Below are 19509 nucleotides of genomic sequence, written 5' to 3' on the forward strand. Positions count from 1 at the left end.
ACCGCTCTGGGTAAAACCTTTGGGGTAGAGATCCCAGTACCACCGTATAGACTGCGATCAAAAACGGAAATCCAGGCCCGTTGTCAGCCGCCAAAACGCGGGTAAGCCCGGCGTTTCATCATCGAAATTAAAGCCATAAGACGGGTTTGCCGCATAACGCTCACCGGTGATGGTCCACGAGTAATTACGGAAGTCAGTTTTCAAAGCCAGTCCGAAGCTTAGCGCACCATAATTCGAGAGACGCGGGTCACTGGAATAATAAGTAGTCGTATCAGCCGTGTAATAAGGATCGGCCTCACCGTGATCCGGTATCTCGTAGAAATAGGCCTGAGTCTGCTGGTAATAGCGCAGCGAAGGGATCAATTGAAAATCGACTTCATTGCGTACAAACCACTCCCAGCCCGGTGCGTAATTCTGATACCAGGACAGATCAGTTGTCGTCGACATGATATCCCAGCTATCGGCCAGGAAGCGGAAATCCAGATGCAAGGCGCCATCAATGCCCGGGAAATACCGGCGACCACCTGCGGATACAGTAACCAGTGTTCGGCTATCCGGACGGATGTCATACGGCACTTCGGCACCCGAACGTTCACGATAGGGATCGGACATATAACCGGAACGATGCGTCAGGCTCGCACCCGCTTGCACCACCGTATTCATATCGATGATCTGGCTGATCCCCTCAAACACAGAAGCCTGCCACTTGGTTTGATCTTTAGCGGCAAATCTCCCCGGATTATTTGCCTGCTGATCGGCCGGATCTGAGTAGTCCTGAGTTGGGTCCAGAAAATCATAGCCGACCGTGGCTCCGCCGCTAAGCGTTGTCATCTGGTCGTTGATCTGAAGTGAGCCGTCGACGCCTGTACTCAGGGCCAGGTAATCCTGTTCAACTGAGATTCCTGCCTGCGCACCAACATCAGCTTGAGACCAATAATAGCGCCCCGACCCGTAAAGATCGAAACGGCGCTCAATGGATGCGCCCGCCATGTAAACTCGGGTGACGTCTTCAACGTCCAGATAAGTGTAAACCGGGGACGCGCCTGACATGGTTTCAAAACTGCCTTCGACATCCCAACTCATATTGGAACCATAAGGCGTCATCAGGTAAAACTGATGTACCTGAATGGTGTAGCGTTCCTGAGCACCACCGTCGGTACGGCTTTCAGGTGAGTCATCTTCGGTGTAATAGGTGTATTGGTACCCTGCTTCCGAATCGACCGGAGCCGCCGCTTGTGCCATGGATACCAGTCCGGGAATGGCCAGTGCACTGCGGGCCAACTGCTTTACTGCTTCAGACATCCGTTTTCCTCAATTACAACCGCAACCGCCACCAGCAGCGGCACCGCCACCCGATGACGCTTCTTTGGAAAAATACACATGGCCATTCAGTGTCGATTCGAGTCTATTGGGAGACCAACTCATTTCTTCTTTGGCCAACACACCCCGCTCCCAGGGCTGCACTGTCGTGCAGCCTGCGAGTGTGGCCAGACACATGACTGCTACGCCGCTCGCTTTTCCAATTCGAACCATTGTTGTGTTTTTCATGTAAAAGATCCATCACTGCAGGCAGGAGCCCCTAACGGGACTCTTAGCCAAGAGACTATAGCGGTTAACCGAGCATGGGAAGGTCAGCATCAACCTCGATCGGGAAACGTTGGGAGAACGCATGATTCTCAATACTCCCGGCGGCTCTCAGCTGACGATGCAGATGAGCCGGGGTCATCCGGATACCATTACTATTCGAAGTTGTAGGAACGAGCCGCCCCCCTTGAAGCTGAACGTTACGCGGCCCGACCAAAGCATCAGTGGCATTAACCACGCTACCGCCAACGACATCACGTCCCAACAACATATAGCTGGTAACCGCCCAGTGATCTTTACCCTCACCGCCGTTGAACCAGGGCGTTCGGCCAAAGTCTGAACCGAGTACAATCGTGGTTTTGTCTCTAATGCTGTAAACGTCCAAAGCTCGCCACAAGTAATGAAGGTCGACTAATACGGTGCGAATTCGTTGAAAATGGCTGTTGTCGTGATTGTTGTGCGTGTCGAATCCGCCAAATCCAATCTGCATGGACGATGCCATTCCAGCGTTCATTGCAGCCGCGCCAATGCGCATCTGTCGTTGCCGGTTATTGTTATTATTTCTGGCCTCGTCGTCCAATACTCTGGCCGCTGTTCCATCCGGGGGTGTAGCGAGCTCAGCCGCCACGCCCGAGAAAGCAACGCCTTCATCACGAACCATGTACAGCTGACTTTTTAAACGAACTCGTCGGGGTAGAGATTCCTTTTCAGCCAACACTTCCCGACGCTGGTCTTTAGCTTGCTCAATCAATGAATCGAGACCATTGCGCAGATAGTTGCCTTCCGGATTTGCCAGTACGTTAAAAACACCAACATCACTGGCACTTGAGCGTGCCACCAAGCCAGCCGTTTCATTATTGCCGCCGCCATCTGTGATGTAAGCCAGTGGCATCTCAGCACCTTTTGCCGCCGCATAAAGCGCACTGAAGTCAGGGTACGACGGATCCATGCTGCCCGTGTCAGCGAAGCGAGTACCGGTATCGTGGCCGTTCGTACGGTTGTCGACTCCGTTTAACACACGCACATGCTGGGAATACAAGCAATAAAAGGCGTCGTAGACAAAGAGATTGGCTGCCATGTTTGTGCCATTTCGAACCAGACCGTCAAACAGATCGGCATTGTCGGCGACCAACGTACCAAAATTAATGGTGTCGACTGTCCCTTCCAGGATAGCCGCAGCATTGCCCCGTATGGCCGCAGCACTGTCCGCCTTAGCAGCTGCCCAGCTAAAGCCTGCTGCGGTGTTCGCACTGAGAACGTCCCCGACTACCGTACCGGACAGCATGCGCTGAATCATTTCAATAGACAGGCCAGAATTGTCGTTGCCCTGATCTTCTCGATTAAAGGTTCCCACAAATGGCGCGTATCGCATGTCTTCATCGATGCCGGCCTCAATAGCCACATCAACCGCTCGTCGAATAGCCCCATCGCTGAATCGATTGACCGGCGAGGCGCCCTCACGAGCATTGATGTCAATGGTATTTCGCAAACGATTCCCTTTAGGGTTACACAGCGAGGTTGGGTCCCAACCTCCCCCCAGGTGCAGGAATACAAAATACCGATCTACTGGAACCGACTCCGCATAAGCACGAGGCGTCAATGCCATTGGGCTGCACACGGCCATGCCGGTTGCACTGAGTGTTTTAATAAAATCACGGCGTTTCATCTGGGTGACCCTTATCCGTAAATAAAGCGATAGTCGTTCATCAGATACACCAGCACTGCAAACCAGGCGTGCTCGGCATTACTCGATACGTTGCAACCGGACTCAATCTCCTCGGTTACGACGGTTCTGAACAATTCGAAGGCGATGTCCACATCTTCACTGTCAAGCTCTACTTCTTCATGCAGTAATGCCAGATAAAGAGACTGAATGGTGGTGCGAATGGCCAAAGCTTCAGACCGCCGGTTAATACCCGAGTCACTTTCCAGATCAGTCGATGTTTCTACCAGACGGAACAAGTTGCGTTCGGATCTTGTTTCCCTGAACTCATTTCGAACAACATCGCAAGACTCTTCTACAGCCATTGCCTGAGTCAGTGTCGCGATAATGCCACTGGCTGAATCGGCGTCTTCCATGACTTCGCGGGAGTCTTTACCACCCATAAACCGACGACCCGTACGCGAATAGAGATTGACTGTACTGCGCCAGCCGCCCGAATTAATCGCCCGCAACTTCTGATTCAACAGATGGGCAGGTATCAGTCGTGACGTACCAAGACTGTCGTATTGGTCCGACATACCAGGCTGATACAGCCCGCGAGCACGGTAATAACCACTCTTGGTGATCGCAAAAACCAGCTCTTTGATGTCATAGCCAGAGGCAGAAAACTCAGAGGCTGCATTGGTAATCAAGCGGGCCTGCTGAGCATAGGCATCACGATAGGCCTGAGGTGAGTCAGGATTTGGTGTACCCATAATAGGCTGTCCAATCAACCCGCGCACCACAATCTGACTGATACCACGAGCATAGGCGGCATCCTGTGCGATGGTCTCACCTAACCATTGGACTTCCCGGCCGTTGTAGTTATTGCTGGTGCTGAATTCATCATATCCGGCACCGAACTGTGACCAGCCTACTTGAACGCCCGGGGTCAATGGAACTTCACCCTGGTCTAGCACGTCTAGTTCTTCATCGGTCTGATAGACACCATCGAGGCGGAAATGGCTGAACGCTTCAGCGACTGGGTCCATGATTTTATGACAGACAATACAATCCGAGTTAGTTTTAGTTGGGTCAACGATCCCCACCGACTCATTGGAAGCTTCGTCTAATTCCAACGCAGCGACATCGCGATTACCTTCAATCGCCAATAGATCCTTACCACCAAAGAACCAGTACACCATGCGGGCACGATGACGATGGCGATTGGTGTCCATGGCCGTGAATTTATTCAGGAAAACCAGATCCGTCAGTACACCAGAGTGAGGGACGCCAGAGTTTTTAACATTGCCTCCCACATCATTGTAGTACAGCTGCACAGCTCGAATATCACGCGGATCGTAGGGGAAGGCTTCCATCACGTACTGGGCGGTCAAATTACCATTTGTTCTGGTTGAGTTCCCGTTTGTATCACGGCCGACCAAATCCGCCACATCAAGATAGCTATTCAACGATTCGACATTGGGCCATGAATCCCACTCAGGCTCAGGTAGTACCGGGAGTGCACCATTGCCAGCAGAAGCATCAGGATCAACTGATCTTATGTTGGGCCGATCAGTGTCTCCGGCAAATGCATGCCAGGAAAAGGCATTAGCAACCGTATATTTACCGCTAACGAGTTCGCGAAAGTCGCGGTCGTTACGTGCTAGAAACTCAACAAACAGCAGAGGCTTACGAGACAACGCTTCATCGGAAAAATGACGCAAATAGCCTTCGCTGAGCGGAAAGTCTGCCATGTCATTATTGTCTGGATCCAGGACGCGGTCGTACCAATCCATACCGTCAAATATGTTTTGGTTGTCGTTATCATTAACATCCCGATTGTATACTTCATCCGGGCGACCACCGTTGGTCCGACGGTATTCATCCGTCTGAAAACTGTCGTTAAACACATCTTTCAGGCGTTCATAGAAATAGTCTTCTTCCATAAAGCCTGCCACCACTTCCCGCTCACCCTCAAGGCTTTCAGAAAACCGGGTAATTTCTTCTGGTTCGGGGAGTCGTCCGGCCAGTTCAAAAGCCAACTTATATACGGCCTCGCTCGGGGTCAGTGTGGCAACACCAGGAATGGCCCGATCAACAGTACCGCGGGTAGATTCGTTAAACGCCACAAAGACATACTCGGCGACGTCTTGCGCATTTTGTCCGCGCAGAGGGCTTCCGGCACTGGGCATGTCTTTCTTGATTTTTGCCATCAGGGAGTCAGTGCTGCCGCAGGACGCACAGCCGACGAGAGGCCCGCCAGAGCCACCCGCACCACTGCCACCGTGGCAGGAGGCGCATTCCTTGGCATAAAGCGACTTGCCTGCCTCGTTCAGCGAACGGGCGGCGGTGTCATCACCGTCAAAGTCCTGGGAGCACCCGACCAGTAAAGTCAGCAGAACGGCCATGGCCAATCCCCCGACTCTTCGGGTCCAACCCATAACATCAATGTTTGATTGTTGCGATTCCATACTGTTTGCTCCAGCCAACCGGGGGGCTATTGGTTATCTGGCGAACATAACAATAAAGGCGGAGGCGCAAGCGGAACGGCTTCACACTCTCTTTACAATTTACGACATGTGTGACGCGCGTCACAAAGTAAATCTGTGTCGTTATTCGCAAGAGTGACCCTGAACGTCGCTTATTGCCGCGTTTCTGTCATCAGTCGGTGAAATGAAAGCGGCCGGGGTTGGAGCCACTGATTGCCCGCTCTATACTGACGATTGGATTTGAAGAGGAAACACGAATGTCCTTGGCAACGGGCCTATTGCACTGGCAGTGGTGGCACCCAGTAGTGTACACACTGATCCTGACACACATTACCATCATCGGCGTCACCGTCTATCTACACAGGCATTCAGCCCACAGAGCGCTGCAATTGCACCCTGTGGTCAAACACGCCTTTCGGTTCTGGCTGTGGCTGACCACCTCGATCAAAACCAAAGAATGGACCGCGATTCACCGCCGCCACCATGCAACCTGTGAGACCGAGCAGGACCCCCACAGCCCCCAGGTACTGGGAATAAAGAAAGTGATGCTGGAAGGCTCAGAACTCTACAAACGAGCCGCTGACACCTCCACCCTGTCGCGCTTTGGCAATGGCACTCCAGACGATTGGCTGGAGCGTAACGTCTACAGTCATCGGTTTGGTAACTGGGCGGGCATCGCGCTGATGGCCGCCATCAACATCGCTCTGTTTGGGCCAGTGGGCCTGACAATCTGGGCCGTGCAGATGCTATGGATCCCAATTTGGGCTGCTGGCGTTATCAATGGTCTCGCGCATTACTGGGGATACCGAAATTTTGAAAGCCCGGACGCTGCACGCAATCTGATCCCCATTGCCGCCTTTATTGGCGGTGAGGAACTGCACAATAATCACCACACCTACCCCAATTCAGCAAGGCTGTCATCGCGTTGGTATGAATTCGACATTGGCTGGTTCTACATTCGAACGCTTCAATTACTGGGGCTAGCGTGGGATGTCCGACGTGGCCCCGTGGTGCACAAAGTGGCCAGTAAATCTCTGATTGATGCGGATACAGCCGTGGCAGCAGCTAATGACCGGTTCCGCATCATGGCTCAGTTCAAGCGTCAGGTGTTGCGGCGAACGATTCGCGAGGACCGACGCATCAAGGCATCAGCCGGGGCGCATTATCGTCGCCTGGTAATGTGGCTGTCTGAAAACCAGGAGCACTGGGATGATGCCCGTCACGACTGGATGAACGGTTTTTTTGAAAAGCACCCTGAGTTGCGCACCTTGCATACGCTCAAAGAAGAACTCAATCATATCTGGTCGCTGCGCACCCGATCGCGCGATGAACTGATGACCGCGTTCAAAGCCTGGTGCGAGAAAGCCGACGCCGCCGGTGTTGAAGCGCTGTCAGAATTTTCAGCCATGCTTCGCCAGTACACGTTGCAACCGGCGCCGATGAACGCTCGATGACAGATACCAACGCCCTGCTTCATGTACTGGAAGGCCTTCGCCTGCGCCGTTTAACCGCGACCTATAAGGCCGTTGCTGATGCCATTGGCCTTACACCACCCGGGCAGATTCAGGCGCTGGCTGCCCTGCTGGAGGCGATTCAGGAAGATGATGCACGGCTTGGTCGGCCCCAGAAAGCCTCTCTGGTGATACAAAACGGCAAAGAACCGATACCTCGCCCCGGTTTCTTTCAGAAACTCTCGACTCTGGGCGTTTACCGGGGCGTTGATCGAGGTGCGGAAGCCGCGATGTGGCACCAGAACGAGATTGAGTGCTTGTATGAACTGACGCCTGAACGTTAATGAGCTGACCTGGTGGTCCACTAGTCAGGCAGCTCTTTAACCCGGCAAGCCGGGTTTCCGGCTACCAGAGTATTCGCTGGTACTGATTCCCGCACGACAGACCCGGCAGCAACAACGGCATTATCACCTATAGTCACACCCGGTAAAATGATCGCTTGCCCACCCACCCATACGTTCATACCGAGCCTAATGGGTTGTGCGAACTGATCACCCCGCGCGCGTTCCGATGCCGCCAATGGATGTGAGACGGTATACAAATGAACACCAGGCCCGAGCATGCTGCCCTGCCCTATCTCAATCCAGGTACTGTCCAGCAACACACAGCCAAAATTCAGATAAACCCGGTCCGCTAGCCTGACCTGGGTTCCATAATCCACTTGCACGCCCGGCTCGATAAAGGTGTGCTGACCACAGTGATCGAACAACGTAGTCAAACGCCGTAAATTGCCTGGAGTTGGCGCATGGGCAAAGCGAGCGCAACGTTCCCGGGCCTGAAATCGCAGTTGGCGCAGTTCCGGGTCAAGCGGATTGAATACGGCACTACCGCGCATTTTCTCAAGTTCAGTCATTGCCTGTCCTTTGAGCCCAATGGTGTCGCTCTGATGATTTACTCATTACACTCCCCCTTTTGAACAGACAGGATATCCGCCATGACCACTGCCGTCTTGTATCACAACCCGCGTTGTTCCAAATCCAGGGAGGCCAAGACGTTGCTTGACGATGCAGGCGTCGATTACCGGGTCAGATTGTATCTTAACGAACCATTGTCGGTAGCTGAGCTGCAAACGCTGATCACTCAGCTAGGGATCACTGCCGCCGAAGTTTTGCGTCGCAAGGAAGCCGAATACAAGATAGCCGGACTCAACAGCAGCAGTGGCGAACAAGACATTCTCGATGCTTTGGCCAGGTTCCCAAAATTGCTGGAGCGCCCCATTCTTGTTACTGATAAAGGGGCGCGTATTGGCCGTCCGCCAGAGTCCATTCAGGAGATTCTGTAAGTGCCCTATTTGCTGATTTTGTATTACAGCCGCCACGGCAGCCTGGCGCAACTGGCGCAAGCCATTGCTGAGGGAGTTGATCAGGTTGCGGGCATAGAATCACGGCTGCGAACCGTGCCTGCGGTGCGCGCTGACAGTGAAGCGCCGGGCTCCGACATTCCAGATGAGGGCCCGCTGTTTTGCACACTTGATGACCTGGCCAACTGCCATGGTCTGGCGCTGGGCTCACCCGGCCGCTTCGGCAACATGGCTGCTTCACTGAAATACTTTCTTGAACAAAGCTCCTCGTTGTGGGTATCCGGCAAGCTAGTTGGAAAGCCCGCCGGCGTATTCACCAGTACAACCACCCCTCACGGCGGTCAGGAGTCGACCTTGTTGTCGATGATGATCCCACTGCTGCACCACGGTATGATCATTACCGGTTTGCCATTCACTGAAAAATCCCTGCATGATGGTTTTCAGGGCGGCACGCCCTATGGCAGTTCTCACGTGGCCGGACCATCGCACCGGCCCCTCACGGACGACGTTAGACAGCTAGCCAGGCACCAGGGCAAGCGTCTGGCACAACTTGCACTCAAGGTAAGCCAACATGACGAATGAAACAGCACAGACGGTCAACCTGAACCGACGTCTGCGCACCAGCTACTGGCTCATGATGCTAAGCATCTATGCCGGTGCGTTCCTGTACGGACCGGCATTTGGCAGTATGCCAACCGGCGAATGGGTTGCCTCCTGCCTGGTAATCGGTTTCTTTGTGAGCCTGCCGTTGCTCATGGTTATCCTGATGGCCTTGCGTCCGACACCGGGCGGCGTTAGCTGGATGAGTTTCCTGTTATTGGGCTACCTGATCTACGGTATTGTGATTGCGTTCTCCCCACGCGGACTGATCGCCGGGCTACTGCTCACCGGCACCACCCTCACTACCTTCATTTACGCGATAGTCTGGCTGCGCCCGCTCAAAAAAGCGGCCAAAGCGCGAGCCAAAAAAGAACAGTCGGGTTAACCGGCTGCAAATACCTTGCTGCGCACCACCTTACGATAGGCACCGGGAGTCAGCGACAGTTTTAGTCGGAAAATCTTCCCGAAATAAGCCGGGTTACGATAACCACTGAGTTCAGCCACCTCGGCGACGGTCAGGTTGGTGTCGCGCAGCAGTTCCCGGGCGTATTCAAGACGCAAACGCTGTACATACTCCATTGGGCTTTCTCCTGTCGCCTGAGAGAACCGGCGGCTGAAATTTCGCACAGACTGATCGAGCAACCCAGCCAGAGTAACTACGGTGATGTCTTCGGCCAAATGCTGCCGCACCCATGCCTGCACCAGGCTGACGCCCTCATCATGATGAATGGCTCCACCCGGCTCGAAATACGGCGTTGAAAACGTGCGCTTCAACTCATGCATGAATTGCCGTTCTACCAGAGCCAATGCTTCCTCGCCAAAGGTCTGTTCAATCAGAAACAACACCAGGTCAGTCTGGGAGTTGATGGAACCGGCGCAATAAATACCGTCATCGTGAGTCACAAAATGATGCCCTTCAAAGCGGATATCCGGGTAACGGCTGGCAAAGCGATTCAGATAGTACCAATGTGTCGTGGCCACCCGGCCCCGCAGCAGCCCGGCCTCCGCCAGATGACCCACCCCGGTCCCGGTAGCCGCCAGTCGAGCCCCGGCCTGGTATTGCTTTGCCAGCCAACGCTGTAACGACTGACCGCCTTGCAACACCGGCCAGGGTGTCCCCCATAACGGTGGTACAAACACCAGGTCAGCCTGATCGGCTTGCGCAAAGGTGGTATCCGGGACAATTCGAAGACCTCCGGTCAGAGCCACCGGTCCTGTATCGCCGACCACTTGCAGCGTCAGGTTTTGCTGTCGCCGGTGGCGCACCCGATGCCTGCTGGCGGCATAAAACATCTCCAATGGCAGTGCAATACCGGTCATCAGCGCCTGATCACAGACTGCAAAGGCAATTTTCATGGGTTGAGTCTCTCAAAATAGGCTCGATGGCTCATAAATAACATTATTAGGCCTAATAGTAATACCTTAGAGTTGGTTCTGACACTATAGTCATGCGCATTGACTTTGAGCGAACGAATCACAGGCGCTAAACCATGAAAAAGCTTCCCGTCATCACCGGATTTGGAGGTATCAACCCCGCCGGTCGAGTATCCCTGCATCACGCCTACCGTCGTATGGTGCACGATGCACTCGATGACCGTCAGATGGCCGCAACCTGGCAGGATTTGTCTCGCCTGATGAAGCGTGACCCGGCAAGTGGAGATCATCAGTCGTTGCTCGACGGCACACTGATCCGTCGCATTAACCCAGCCAGCCATTTCAATCCCGACGCGGTGCCAACGCACCGCAAAGCGACTTTAAAACAACCTGATGGCTTGCGCTTTCAATTAAAACGATCGCAATTACCTAAACCACTACCGGCTGGCTGGCAGGTTACCGATACCACGACCGACCCGGTCGACGTGCTGGTAGACCGGGACATGGCTGTGTTGCTGCCTGAAACATACCCGTCCAAAGTGTCTTCTGCAGGCACCTTGCCTGATGGCTTTAACCCGGCTGATTATTACAATGCGGCACACCACCCCCGGGGCCTGCAAATGGCGGTGTACGGAGCCTCCGATGCCATGCGTTCACTGGGTATGCCCTGGCAATCGGTTTTGGATCGAATCCACCCGGATCAGGTCTCGGTCTATGCGGGCTCGTCCGTTTCTCAAATGGATCAGGCAGGTCTGAAAGGGTTATATCAGGCACCGTTAATGGGCAATCGAATCACATCAAAGATGATGCCGCTGTCGATGCCCCAGATGACAGCCGATTTCATCAACAGCTACATTCTCAACAGCGTCGGCAACACCGGTTCCAATGCCGGTGCCTGCGCCACTTTTTTGTACAACCTGCGACAGGGTATTGCCGACATCGAAGCAGGTCGGTGCCGGGTCGCCATTGTGGGCAATTCAGAAGCACCGGTGGTTCCTGAAATCATGGAAGGATTTCGAATCATGGGCGCACTGGCAGAAGATGAACAGCTTAGACAGCTCGACAATAGTGATGTCGCCGACAACCGTCGTGCTTGCCGCCCGTTTTCGTCCAACGCCGGTTTTACCATGGCGGAATCAAGCCAGTTTGTCGTACTGATGGACGATGATCTCGCACTGGAAACCGGCGCAACGATATACGGCAGCGTCGCCGATGTCTTCGTCAATGCCGATGCCAACAAGAAATCCATATCCGGTCCCGGCATTGGCAATTACATTACCCTGGCCAAGGCCACGTCTCTGGCACGAGCCATACTGGGTGATGCTGGCCTGCAACGCACCTTCGTGATGGCCCATGGCACGGGAACCCCCCAGAACCGGGTCACCGAATCGCACATCTTCAACGAGGTTGCCAAAACCTTTGGCATTGAGGGCTGGCCTGTTTCAGCCATTAAATCGTACATCGGGCATTCTCAGGGCGCCGCCGCCGGTGACCAACTAACGGCGGCGCTTGGTGTTTGGGCTGAAGGCTGGATCCCCGGTATTCGCACCATCGATCACATCGCTGACGACGTGCACCAATCGCATCTCAACATATTGATGAACCACCACTATGCGGGCAACCAGGGAGCAGACATGCTGGGCACCCTGATCAATTCAAAGGGCTTTGGTGGCAACAATGCCAGTGCACTGATCCTATCGCCAGCCAGTACCCTGTCGCTAATGACAAAGCGGCATGGCGAACGGGCCATTACCGAGTGGCAACATCGCAATGAGGCTGTCAGCGAGGCACAGCAGCAGTACGATGCCGACACCCGCGAGAAAGGGCTGCAAGTGATGTACTCGTTCGGTGAGTCAGTCATGTCTGATCAGGACCTCACATTCGGGCGCGATCGTCTGACCTTGAGCCAGTTCAAAAATGCGATCGATTTACCGACGGCGAATCCGTTCATCCGCTAACCGGCTGCAGCGCGCTTACAGGTTGTTGAAAACAGACATCCTGCCTTGCCCCAAACACGATAACTAAAAATGTGATGTTTGCTTATCTTGCGGAATCGATGACTGAGCAGTCATCGATTCCGCAAGACCATCCATGTTCCGGGTCGACTCAGGTATACTCCGGACTAAATCCAGTTAACCCGATACAACACCATGAGCCGTTCCCGTTTTGACAAATTCAAGACCGTCCTGCAACAGCGTCAGCCGGATATGGCACTGGTAACTGACCAGGTTCACAAAGCGCAAAATATTTCCGCCATGCTACGTACCGCCGATGCCGTTGGCATCACGACAGTGCATATGGTGCAACCGGCCCGCGGAAAACTGGTCTACCATCATACCGCCGGGGGCAGCTCCCGCTTTGTCACCTCGATTGGTCATCCCAGCATCGAAGCCGCATTGCAGGCCGCCCGAGACCAGGGTCTGACCCTCTTCGCCGCCCAATGGTCTGAGCGAGCCATCAACTATCGCGACGCTGACTATACTCAACCGTTCGCACTGGTGATGGGAGCAGAAAAATACGGGCTGAGTGAGACGGCCAGCGCCGCTGCCGATGTGCACTTAACGATTCCGATGATGGGTATGGTCGAAAGCTATAATGTCTCAGTTGCGGCCGCCATCATTCTGCAGGAAGCTCTGCACCAGCGACAAGCCCGGGGCCACTACCAGCGGCCTGTTGCTGAAGATGAACATTACCATCGCACTCTGTTTCGCTGGGCACAGCCTAAAATGGCCAGGTATTGTGACCGGAACGAGCTACCCTACCCTGAACTGGATGAGGATGGCGACCTAATTCCACCGACCGACGCAGCATACCGGGGACGCGCATGACCACCACTAATGACCAGCCCATACTGAGTCGTGAAGCACGAAAAAAAGTCATCGACCGCACCAACTGGATTTGTGTCGTTGTCGATGCCATCGCGTTCGTAATCAAAATCGTGGTTGGCGTCAGCGTCAAATCTCCGGCCCTGATCGCGGATGCCATGCACAGCCTCAGTGACCTGGCAGCAGATGTGCCGCTGATCATTCTGGCCAAGGTCTCGCACCACGACGCCGATGCTGAGCATCCCTATGGCCATGCTCGCTTTGAAACGCTGGGAACGGTCATGTTGGGCGGGCTGCTGTTGGCGGTTGCGGCAGGCATCGCCTACGAGAGCATCCATCTATTTTTCGCAGATACCCGCCCGGAACCCAGCATAGCCGCCCTGATCACCATTCTTATCGCCCTGGCCTTGAAAGAAGGCTTGTTTCACTACGCCCTGTTCCAGTCACGCCGGGCACGCTCGCCCTTACTGGCCGCCAACGCCTGGCACGCTCGTTCGGACAGTTTGTCGTCGCTGGTCGTTTTAGTCGGCGTCGTGGCGACAATTCTCGGCTATCCAACGGTTGAGATCATCGCGGCCGTTGGTGTGGCCGGCTTAATTGGTCACATGGGCATTACGCTTACCTGGAACGCCCTCCAAGACCTGGTCGACCGGGGCGTCGCCCCCGAACAGCAACAGGCATTTGTGAATGTACTGGCTTCGGTGCCCGGCGTGAAAGACGTACACATGCTGCGTACGAGAATGATGGGGCCGAGCATTTTCATTGATGCTCATATCCAGGTGGGGGGGTATCTGAGCGTGTCGGAAGGGCATCAAATCAATGAATGGGCCTTGCGCTCCATCAAGGAAAAATTCAGTGACGTCACTGACGTGACCTTGCACATCGACCACGAACCGGATCTGCCCGACACCGAATCAGCGCCATTGGCGCCCTTGCGTCCGGCTATCGAGAACCTACTCTACGAGCGAGATATTCGTGGCTATGACAGCCTGAACATTCACTACCATCAACAGCAAACCACCCTGGAACTGACCGTATTGCCTGAGCAGTCGGTAGAAGGCTGGCAGGCGAAATGCGATGCCATCGTCCGGGAAGTGCCCTGGGTCAATGCCATCACCCTGAGCACCCGGCTCCATACTACCGATCGATCAGAACGCTGATGCTGTCGCGCGTAAGAATAGTGCCTTCGGATCCCAGTACCTCAACGGTCCATAAGCCATTCCATTCAGGCAACAGTTCCTTGCTAGAGTAAACTCGCCAGCGGGCTCCATCTACCTGAAAAGTAACGTCCGCCATAATCTGACCCTCAAATCGCCAGCGATGGGTGACTTCAGCACCGGCCATATCCACCAGCTCAGTGAAAAAGAACAACGGGCTGATATTGCTGGCTGTCGTCAGGTGATCAACGGGCTCCCGATCTGTGATACCACGGGTAAAATGGCTTCTGGCGACATCAGCGATTGCCGAGCCCGCCATTGCTAAGACCATCATGGCGACCATCAGCTTTCTGGTTACTGTCATTATCAACTCCCGTTTCATCATGGCTGGGTGTCACTTCCCAGCACCCTTCAGTTACCCAATGCCTGCCCGGGAATGGGAGGCAACGGTGGTACAACGTCTGCGTTTTGTGCCCGGTGGCGCAGCAGATGGTCCATTAGCACAATAGCCATCATAGCCTCTGCAATGGGCACGGCACGAATGCCGACACACGGATCATGACGCCCCTTGGTGATCATTTCAATTGACTCGCCATTACGCGTGATGCTTTTGCCCGGCACGGTAATACTTGAGGTTGGCTTCAACGCAATATGCGCCTCAATGGCCTGGCCTGTTGAAAGCCCACCGACGATTCCACCTGCGTGGTTGCTGAGAAACCCTTGCGGCGTCAATTCATCGCGATGATGACTGCCCTTCTGATTGATCACATCGAAGCCATCACCTATCTCCACTCCTTTGACAGCGTTAATGCTCATCAGCGCATGGGCCAGGTCGGCATCCAGACGATCAAAAATGGGTTCCCCCAGGCCTGGCATCAGTCCGGTGGCCCGCACACTGATGCGCGCACCAATAGAGTCACCTTCCTTGCGCAGGGCCTGCATATAGGCTTCCATTTCCGGTACCTTATCCGGGTCCGGGCAGAAAAACGGGTTGGTTTCAACCGCACTCCAGTCGATTCTCTCGGCTTTAATCGGCCCCAACTGACTTAGGTACCCCTGAATTTGAATGCCTTTTAGGGCAAGGTACTGTTTAGCGATAGCACCCGCTGCAACGCGCATGGCGGTCTCGCGCGCTGAACTGCGACCACCACCGCGATAATCCCGGAAGCCGTATTTCTGATCGTACCCGTAGTCGGCGTGCGCTGGCCGGTAGGTGTTCATGATATCGCTGTAGTCATTACTGCGCTGATTGGTGTTTTCAATCATCAGGCCAATCGGTGTGCCTGTCGTACGGCCTTCAAAAACACCACTAAGAATACGTACAGAGTCATCTTCACGGCGCTGAGTGGTGTACCGGCTGGTTCCGGGTTTGCGACGATCCAGATCCCGTTGCAGTGTGGCTTCGTCCAATGTCAGCCCGGGCGGGCAACCATCAACTATGGCACCCAGCGCTGGTCCGTGACTTTCGCCAAAGGTAGTGACGGTAAACAAGGTGCCAAACGTATTTCCAGACATGTGCGTGTGTCACTCCATTAATACAGGCCTGTATGCAGGCCACAAAATTGTGCGGTTGCGATCACCAATGGGCAGGCAGTGCCAGATACGCCGGCATAACCTGATCAGGTGAAATAGGTGCGAAGCTCCGACGCTTGCACCAAAAATACACCATGCCCGCCACGTTCAAATTCCGGCCAATGCAAAGCCAGGTCCGGGTAAGCCGTCATCAGAGCGCCAAAGCTGTTGCCAACTTCGCAGATCAGCCAGCCATCATCCGACAAATGATCTGCCGCTTCTCGCAAGATACGATGCACCAATTCCAATCCATCAGGCCCCGCGGCCAGGCCGAGGCGCGGCTCGTGGTGGAACTCCGCCGGCATGGTATCGATATCGTCTTCATCAACATAAGGCGGGTTTGCGACGATCAGATCATATTGCTCTCCCTCCAGCGCGGCAAACACGTCCCCCTGATGAACCCGAACCTGGTACCCAAGGTCTTTTTGATCGACGTTATCGACGGCTATGGACACTGCCGATTCACTGAGGTCACTCAGGTCAACATCGGCGTCGGGGAAGACCCGTGCCATGGCAATACCGATGCAGCCGCTACCCGTGCACAAATCCAGAATCCGGCCAGGCGGCTGCTTCAGCCAGGGTAAAAAACGGGCTTCAATCAACTCGGCGATGGGTGATCGGGGAATCAGTACATCCGGGGTGACCCTGAATGGCTCACCACAGAACCAGGCTTCTTCTAGCAGGTAAGCTGTAGGCATGCGATCGAGACAGCGCTGTGCAATCATTGTCCAGAGCAGGCGGCGTTCACGGGGTAACAGAGTGGCAGACAGAACCCCGGGCGGAGCATCCCAGTCGAGATTGAGTGCACGCAAACACAGGAAGACGGACTCGTCCCAGCCTGATTCGAATCCGTGGCCAAAAAAGACCTGATGAGCATCCATGGCGCTGGCAGCAAAACGGACCCAGTCACCAAGACGCGTAAAATGCTCCAGACATTCGGACTGGTCATCAATACTGGATAAATTGACCGCACTATCGGTTAAAGCCATGTAAAATGAGGATCCAAACGGTGATTTGTTACGCAGAGTATACCCTGAGCCGAGGCATAACTTTAAGCGAACCTCAACATTCAGAGGTCACGCACCGGCCGTTCTATCGACCAAGCAGGGAAAAGGTCGCGGTTTGGGTGGGCGCGCCGAGCTCAGCATCCGCTTCACCAATACCAGCAAACCGCACCGCGTAGCCATTACGTCCTGCCACGCCCCGTGACCACTGCATGAATTTTTGCCGATCCCATTCAAATTTGTGGTCGGGCTCACGAAATTCACCCGGTGCCAGTCCCAGCAGCGGGTTATATTCCCGGTTAGGCGTTGTCATGATCAACCGGTGCGGTCGCATTTGACCAAACACCGCTTGCTCGACTCTGGACAGATCATTTGGCTTTACATGCTCAATGGTTTCCACCATCGCCGCCATTTCAAAGCCAACCAGGGCGGCATGCGGTTCAGCATAGGAGCCAGCGACCAGGGTAAGCCGACCGCTTGCGAGACTGTCTGAAAACATATTACGTGCGACGGCCAAACCCACACCGGAAGACTCAAGGCCGACAATCTGGTTGAAGTACGGATCGTTGAGCAGCCTGACCAGCAATGCCCCGGAACCGCACCCCAGATCGAGTACCCGCCGGGCACCACTCTGCCGGATTTGCCGGTAGACGCGGTCCAGTCGTTCTTCATGCAACGGTGATGTTCCGGGTACTGCGGTGGAAAGACGGGCCAAATTCAAGTTGAGCTCACTCCCGGGATTCGGGTTATTGGGCGCCCGAAGGCGAATTGCCGGGATCGGACAGATCGGCGTCAAGCCGGGAACTGACCCATTGAGCCAGCGGCTCTGGGGTTTCCATGTGAGCATGGTGACCACCGGGGAAATGCGCCACACTCAAGTTCGACAGGCAGGCCAGACGGTTATCCAGTGTCGATCCGGCACGCCCCAGCGGGCTGTCTTCGAACAGGGCCAGATCCAGCGGGCATTCTATACGACCCAACAGAGCCTGTACCTGTTTTTCCGTCATTCGCCAGGCGCTGTCCTGCCGGAGACGACGATCGTAGCGATGGTACCATCCCCGGTCACTCAACCCCACGCCCCGAGTCGAGAGCACCCGGGCACTGTCCTCAGACAACGGAAAACGACCACCGACCCGCACTTGCCACAAGGCTTCGGGTGTCGGATAGAATCGACGACCACTCAACCGGTGCTGACGTTGTTGATAGCTGCGCTGCAAGCGGTCCAGATTACCGTCATCCGTATCCGTCAGAGGCCCCAACGCATCGAGACAGATCAGCCGTTCAATACGTGGATCCACTGCCGCCAGCATCTGCGCCAGAATAGCCCCCAACGAATGTCCCAGGAGGGTGTAATGCCCCCAATCAAGCTCATCCAGCAACCGACCCATCACCGGCAACCACTGTGTGATGGACCAGCCGTCCGACATGGCAAGCGGCGCCGAGGCGCCGTGACCGGGCAGATCCAGCGCCCAAATCTCGACGTCCGGCATGACACCGGACAGAGGTTTGAAACTGAAGGCATTGTCGAGAAAACCGTGCAGGGCCAGAACCGGCCGTCCCTGCCCCATCACCACGCCCTGAACTTGCCCCCCCAACAGGGTTATGGATCGCATATCAGGCCGCCTGGTGCGACTTCAGGCGATGAATCAGGGAGAGCACCTCCCCGGCGGTCTCATCCGGATACTCCAACGGGAACATGTGGCTCCCCGGCAGCCGTGAGCCAATCAGGTTCAGCTTGTGCTTCATCCGCAGGTACTGGTGTTTGCGTACCGTGTCGGTATCTCGCCCCAGAATAACGCCTCCAGGTACCTGTAATTCGCCGGGTTGAACCCAAAGCGTGTGAGGAACACTTCGAAAAATAGCCAGTTCAACTGGAACTTCGTAAGACAATTCGACCGTTCCGTCAGCACCGGTCCGGGTTGCGCAGGTCACGTAGTCCTGTATGCAATCCGGATGGAAGTGTCGAAACAAACCGCGAGACTGAAAATAAGACCAGGCATCTTCTTCAGTTGGCCAACTACGCCGCCGGTGCTTGGAACGCCCGGCCGGCGTCAGGTTATCAATCAGACCCAGCGCTTTAACGCTGCGCACAACCCAACTTTCGAACCGGCTGAACAGGGGCACGTCGAGCATGATGATGCTGGAGAACAGATCGGGGCGCTCCAGTGCCGCCATGATGGTTAACCCACCCCCCAGAGAATGGCCGAGACCAATCACTGGCTGGTCACACTGTTTCTCAATACTGTCGATCAGTTGTCGCTTCAAGTGGGGCCAGTTATTGGTGACCGGGTATTGCGGGTCGTGTCCAATCAACGGCAGCGTCTTAAGATCAACGCAAGGTGCCAGCCCATCCAGCATTCGTCGGTAACTTGCTGAGGGAAAGCCATTGGCGTGTGCAAAATGAAGCTGGGGTTTCATAACAACCTGGAGTCTATAGACCAGAAGTCA

20 protein-coding genes are annotated in these 19509 nt (G+C 54.8%); 8 read left to right on the forward strand and 12 right to left on the reverse strand.

The features are described from left to right. Positions 1-57: 57 nt before the first annotated feature. The 4 genes from G565_RS0105330 to G565_RS0105340 form a co-directional block, all read right to left on the reverse strand. Positions 58-1302, reverse strand: a complete 1245-nt coding sequence (locus tag G565_RS0105330; protein WP_028670020.1) for a DUF3570 domain-containing protein — start codon at positions 1300-1302, stop codon at positions 58-60. Positions 1303-1311: 9 nt separating this feature from the next. After that, positions 1312-1548, reverse strand: a complete 237-nt coding sequence (locus tag G565_RS26305; RefSeq protein ID WP_157600004.1) for a DUF4266 domain-containing protein — start codon at positions 1546-1548, stop codon at positions 1312-1314. Between the two features lie 64 nt (positions 1549-1612). After that, positions 1613-3250, reverse strand: coding sequence for a DUF1501 domain-containing protein (locus G565_RS0105335; RefSeq protein ID WP_028670021.1), 1638 nt, complete (start codon positions 3248-3250; stop codon positions 1613-1615). Between the two features lie 11 nt (positions 3251-3261). Next, entirely contained in the window at positions 3262-5700 is a 2439-nt protein-coding gene (locus G565_RS0105340; protein ID WP_028670022.1) for a c-type cytochrome, read from the reverse strand. A gap of 275 nt (positions 5701-5975) precedes the next feature. On the opposite strand from G565_RS0105340, the gene G565_RS0105345 reads away from it, so the two are divergent. Together G565_RS0105345 and G565_RS0105350 are read left to right on the forward strand one after the other, a co-directional pair. Beyond that, a complete protein-coding gene (locus G565_RS0105345) occupies positions 5976-7172 on the forward strand; it encodes a DesA family fatty acid desaturase (RefSeq protein WP_028670023.1) in 1197 nt (398 codons plus the stop codon). Continuing rightward, positions 7169-7513 carry a hypothetical protein gene (locus tag G565_RS0105350; protein WP_028670024.1) on the forward strand — a complete coding sequence of 115 codons (345 nt, stop codon included), beginning with the start codon at positions 7169-7171 and terminating at the stop codon, positions 7511-7513. The genes G565_RS0105345 and G565_RS0105350 overlap by 4 nt, the downstream gene beginning before the upstream one ends. A gap of 20 nt (positions 7514-7533) precedes the next feature. On the opposite strand, the gene G565_RS0105355 is transcribed toward G565_RS0105350, so the two are convergent. Then, entirely contained in the window at positions 7534-8082 is a 549-nt protein-coding gene (locus tag G565_RS0105355; protein WP_028670025.1) for a sugar O-acetyltransferase, read from the reverse strand. An 81-nt stretch (positions 8083-8163) separates the two neighbouring features. Between G565_RS0105355 and arsC the strand changes: the two genes are divergently transcribed. From arsC to G565_RS0105370, 3 genes are read left to right on the forward strand one after another with little or no spacing between them, the layout of a single operon-like run. Continuing rightward, positions 8164-8511, forward strand: a complete 348-nt coding sequence (gene arsC / locus G565_RS0105360; protein ID WP_028670026.1) for an arsenate reductase (glutaredoxin) — start codon at positions 8164-8166, stop codon at positions 8509-8511. Beyond that, the gene (wrbA, locus tag G565_RS0105365) at positions 8512-9111 is read left to right on the forward strand and encodes an NAD(P)H:quinone oxidoreductase (RefSeq protein ID WP_028670027.1); all 600 of its coding nucleotides are present in this window, start codon (positions 8512-8514) and stop codon (positions 9109-9111) included. After that, entirely contained in the window at positions 9101-9514 is a 414-nt protein-coding gene (locus tag G565_RS0105370; RefSeq protein WP_028670028.1) for a DUF2069 domain-containing protein, read from the forward strand. The genes wrbA and G565_RS0105370 overlap by 11 nt, the downstream gene beginning before the upstream one ends. Here the strand turns inward: G565_RS0105370 and G565_RS0105375 are convergent. Next, positions 9511-10485 (reverse strand): GlxA family transcriptional regulator, encoded by a 975-nt coding sequence (locus tag G565_RS0105375; RefSeq protein ID WP_028670029.1) that lies wholly within the window; start codon positions 10483-10485, stop codon positions 9511-9513. The two genes, G565_RS0105370 and G565_RS0105375, sit on opposite strands and share 4 nt — an antisense overlap. A 134-nt stretch (positions 10486-10619) precedes the next feature. Between G565_RS0105375 and G565_RS0105380 the strand changes: the two genes are divergently transcribed. The 3 genes from G565_RS0105380 to G565_RS23080 all read left to right on the forward strand — a co-directional run bounded on the left by G565_RS0105380 (position 10620) and on the right by G565_RS23080 (position 14488). Then, entirely contained in the window at positions 10620-12461 is a 1842-nt protein-coding gene (locus tag G565_RS0105380; RefSeq protein WP_028670030.1) for a beta-ketoacyl synthase, read from the forward strand. Positions 12462-12653: 192 nt separating this feature from the next. Next, positions 12654-13331 (forward strand): TrmH family RNA methyltransferase, encoded by a 678-nt coding sequence (locus tag G565_RS0105385; RefSeq protein WP_028670031.1) that lies wholly within the window; start codon positions 12654-12656, stop codon positions 13329-13331. Then, positions 13328-14488, forward strand: coding sequence for a cation diffusion facilitator family transporter (locus G565_RS23080; protein WP_051207383.1), 1161 nt, complete (start codon positions 13328-13330; stop codon positions 14486-14488). Before G565_RS0105385 ends, G565_RS23080 begins: the two co-directional genes overlap by 4 nt. On the opposite strand, the gene G565_RS23085 is transcribed toward G565_RS23080, so the two are convergent. The 6 genes from G565_RS23085 to G565_RS0105420 form a co-directional block, all read right to left on the reverse strand. After that, positions 14466-14849 (reverse strand): DUF2914 domain-containing protein, encoded by a 384-nt coding sequence (locus G565_RS23085; protein ID WP_051207385.1) that lies wholly within the window; start codon positions 14847-14849, stop codon positions 14466-14468. The two genes, G565_RS23080 and G565_RS23085, sit on opposite strands and share 23 nt — an antisense overlap. Positions 14850-14896: 47 nt before the next feature. Further along, positions 14897-16000, reverse strand: coding sequence for a chorismate synthase (gene aroC, locus G565_RS0105400; RefSeq protein WP_028670032.1), 1104 nt, complete (start codon positions 15998-16000; stop codon positions 14897-14899). Positions 16001-16104: 104 nt separating this feature from the next. Beyond that, complete coding sequence (gene prmB / locus G565_RS0105405; protein ID WP_084649239.1) at positions 16105-17046, reverse strand: 50S ribosomal protein L3 N(5)-glutamine methyltransferase; 942 nt, start codon at positions 17044-17046, stop codon at positions 16105-16107. 103 nt (positions 17047-17149) lie between these two features. Further along, on the reverse strand, positions 17150-17782 hold the full coding sequence (locus G565_RS23090) for a methyltransferase domain-containing protein (RefSeq protein ID WP_245584124.1): 633 nt from the start codon (positions 17780-17782) through the stop codon (positions 17150-17152). Positions 17783-17807: 25 nt separating this feature from the next. After that, positions 17808-18674 carry an alpha/beta fold hydrolase gene (locus G565_RS23095; RefSeq protein ID WP_051207387.1) on the reverse strand — a complete coding sequence of 289 codons (867 nt, stop codon included), beginning with the start codon at positions 18672-18674 and terminating at the stop codon, positions 17808-17810. 1 nt (position 18675) lies between these two features. Then, a complete protein-coding gene (locus tag G565_RS0105420; RefSeq protein WP_028670034.1) occupies positions 18676-19479 on the reverse strand; it encodes an alpha/beta fold hydrolase in 804 nt (267 codons plus the stop codon). Positions 19480-19509: the final 30 nt, after the last annotated feature.

Source organism: Saccharospirillum impatiens DSM 12546 (genome assembly GCF_000423605.1).
GTDB lineage: Bacteria > Pseudomonadota > Gammaproteobacteria > Pseudomonadales > Natronospirillaceae > Saccharospirillum > Saccharospirillum impatiens.

Excerpts from the sequence above, each read along its gene's own strand:
- G565_RS0105330 (WP_028670020.1), bottom strand. The coding sequence starts at position 1,302 with ATGTCTGAAGCAGTAAAGCAGTTGGCCCGCAGTGCACTGGCCATTCCC.
- G565_RS26305 (WP_157600004.1), bottom strand. The coding sequence starts at position 1,548 with ATGAAAAACACAACAATGGTTCGAATTGGAAAAGCGAGCGGCGTAGCA.
- G565_RS0105335 (WP_028670021.1), bottom strand. The coding sequence starts at position 3,250 with ATGAAACGCCGTGATTTTATTAAAACACTCAGTGCAACCGGCATGGCC.
- G565_RS0105340 (WP_028670022.1), bottom strand. The coding sequence starts at position 5,700 with ATGGAATCGCAACAATCAAACATTGATGTTATGGGTTGGACCCGAAGA.
- G565_RS0105345 (WP_028670023.1), top strand. The coding sequence starts at position 5,976 with ATGTCCTTGGCAACGGGCCTATTGCACTGGCAGTGGTGGCACCCAGTA.
- G565_RS0105350 (WP_028670024.1), top strand. The coding sequence starts at position 7,169 with ATGACAGATACCAACGCCCTGCTTCATGTACTGGAAGGCCTTCGCCTG.
- G565_RS0105355 (WP_028670025.1), bottom strand. The coding sequence starts at position 8,082 with ATGACTGAACTTGAGAAAATGCGCGGTAGTGCCGTATTCAATCCGCTT.
- arsC (WP_028670026.1), top strand. The coding sequence starts at position 8,164 with ATGACCACTGCCGTCTTGTATCACAACCCGCGTTGTTCCAAATCCAGG.
- G565_RS0105370 (WP_028670028.1), top strand. The coding sequence starts at position 9,101 with ATGACGAATGAAACAGCACAGACGGTCAACCTGAACCGACGTCTGCGC.
- G565_RS0105375 (WP_028670029.1), bottom strand. The coding sequence starts at position 10,485 with ATGAAAATTGCCTTTGCAGTCTGTGATCAGGCGCTGATGACCGGTATT.
- G565_RS0105380 (WP_028670030.1), top strand. The coding sequence starts at position 10,620 with ATGAAAAAGCTTCCCGTCATCACCGGATTTGGAGGTATCAACCCCGCC.
- G565_RS0105385 (WP_028670031.1), top strand. The coding sequence starts at position 12,654 with ATGAGCCGTTCCCGTTTTGACAAATTCAAGACCGTCCTGCAACAGCGT.
- G565_RS23080 (WP_051207383.1), top strand. The coding sequence starts at position 13,328 with ATGACCACCACTAATGACCAGCCCATACTGAGTCGTGAAGCACGAAAA.
- G565_RS23085 (WP_051207385.1), bottom strand. The coding sequence starts at position 14,849 with ATGACAGTAACCAGAAAGCTGATGGTCGCCATGATGGTCTTAGCAATG.
- aroC (WP_028670032.1), bottom strand. The coding sequence starts at position 16,000 with ATGTCTGGAAATACGTTTGGCACCTTGTTTACCGTCACTACCTTTGGC.
- prmB (WP_084649239.1), bottom strand. The coding sequence starts at position 17,046 with ATGGCTTTAACCGATAGTGCGGTCAATTTATCCAGTATTGATGACCAG.
- G565_RS23095 (WP_051207387.1), bottom strand. The coding sequence starts at position 18,674 with ATGCGATCCATAACCCTGTTGGGGGGGCAAGTTCAGGGCGTGGTGATG.
- G565_RS0105420 (WP_028670034.1), bottom strand. The coding sequence starts at position 19,479 with ATGAAACCCCAGCTTCATTTTGCACACGCCAATGGCTTTCCCTCAGCA.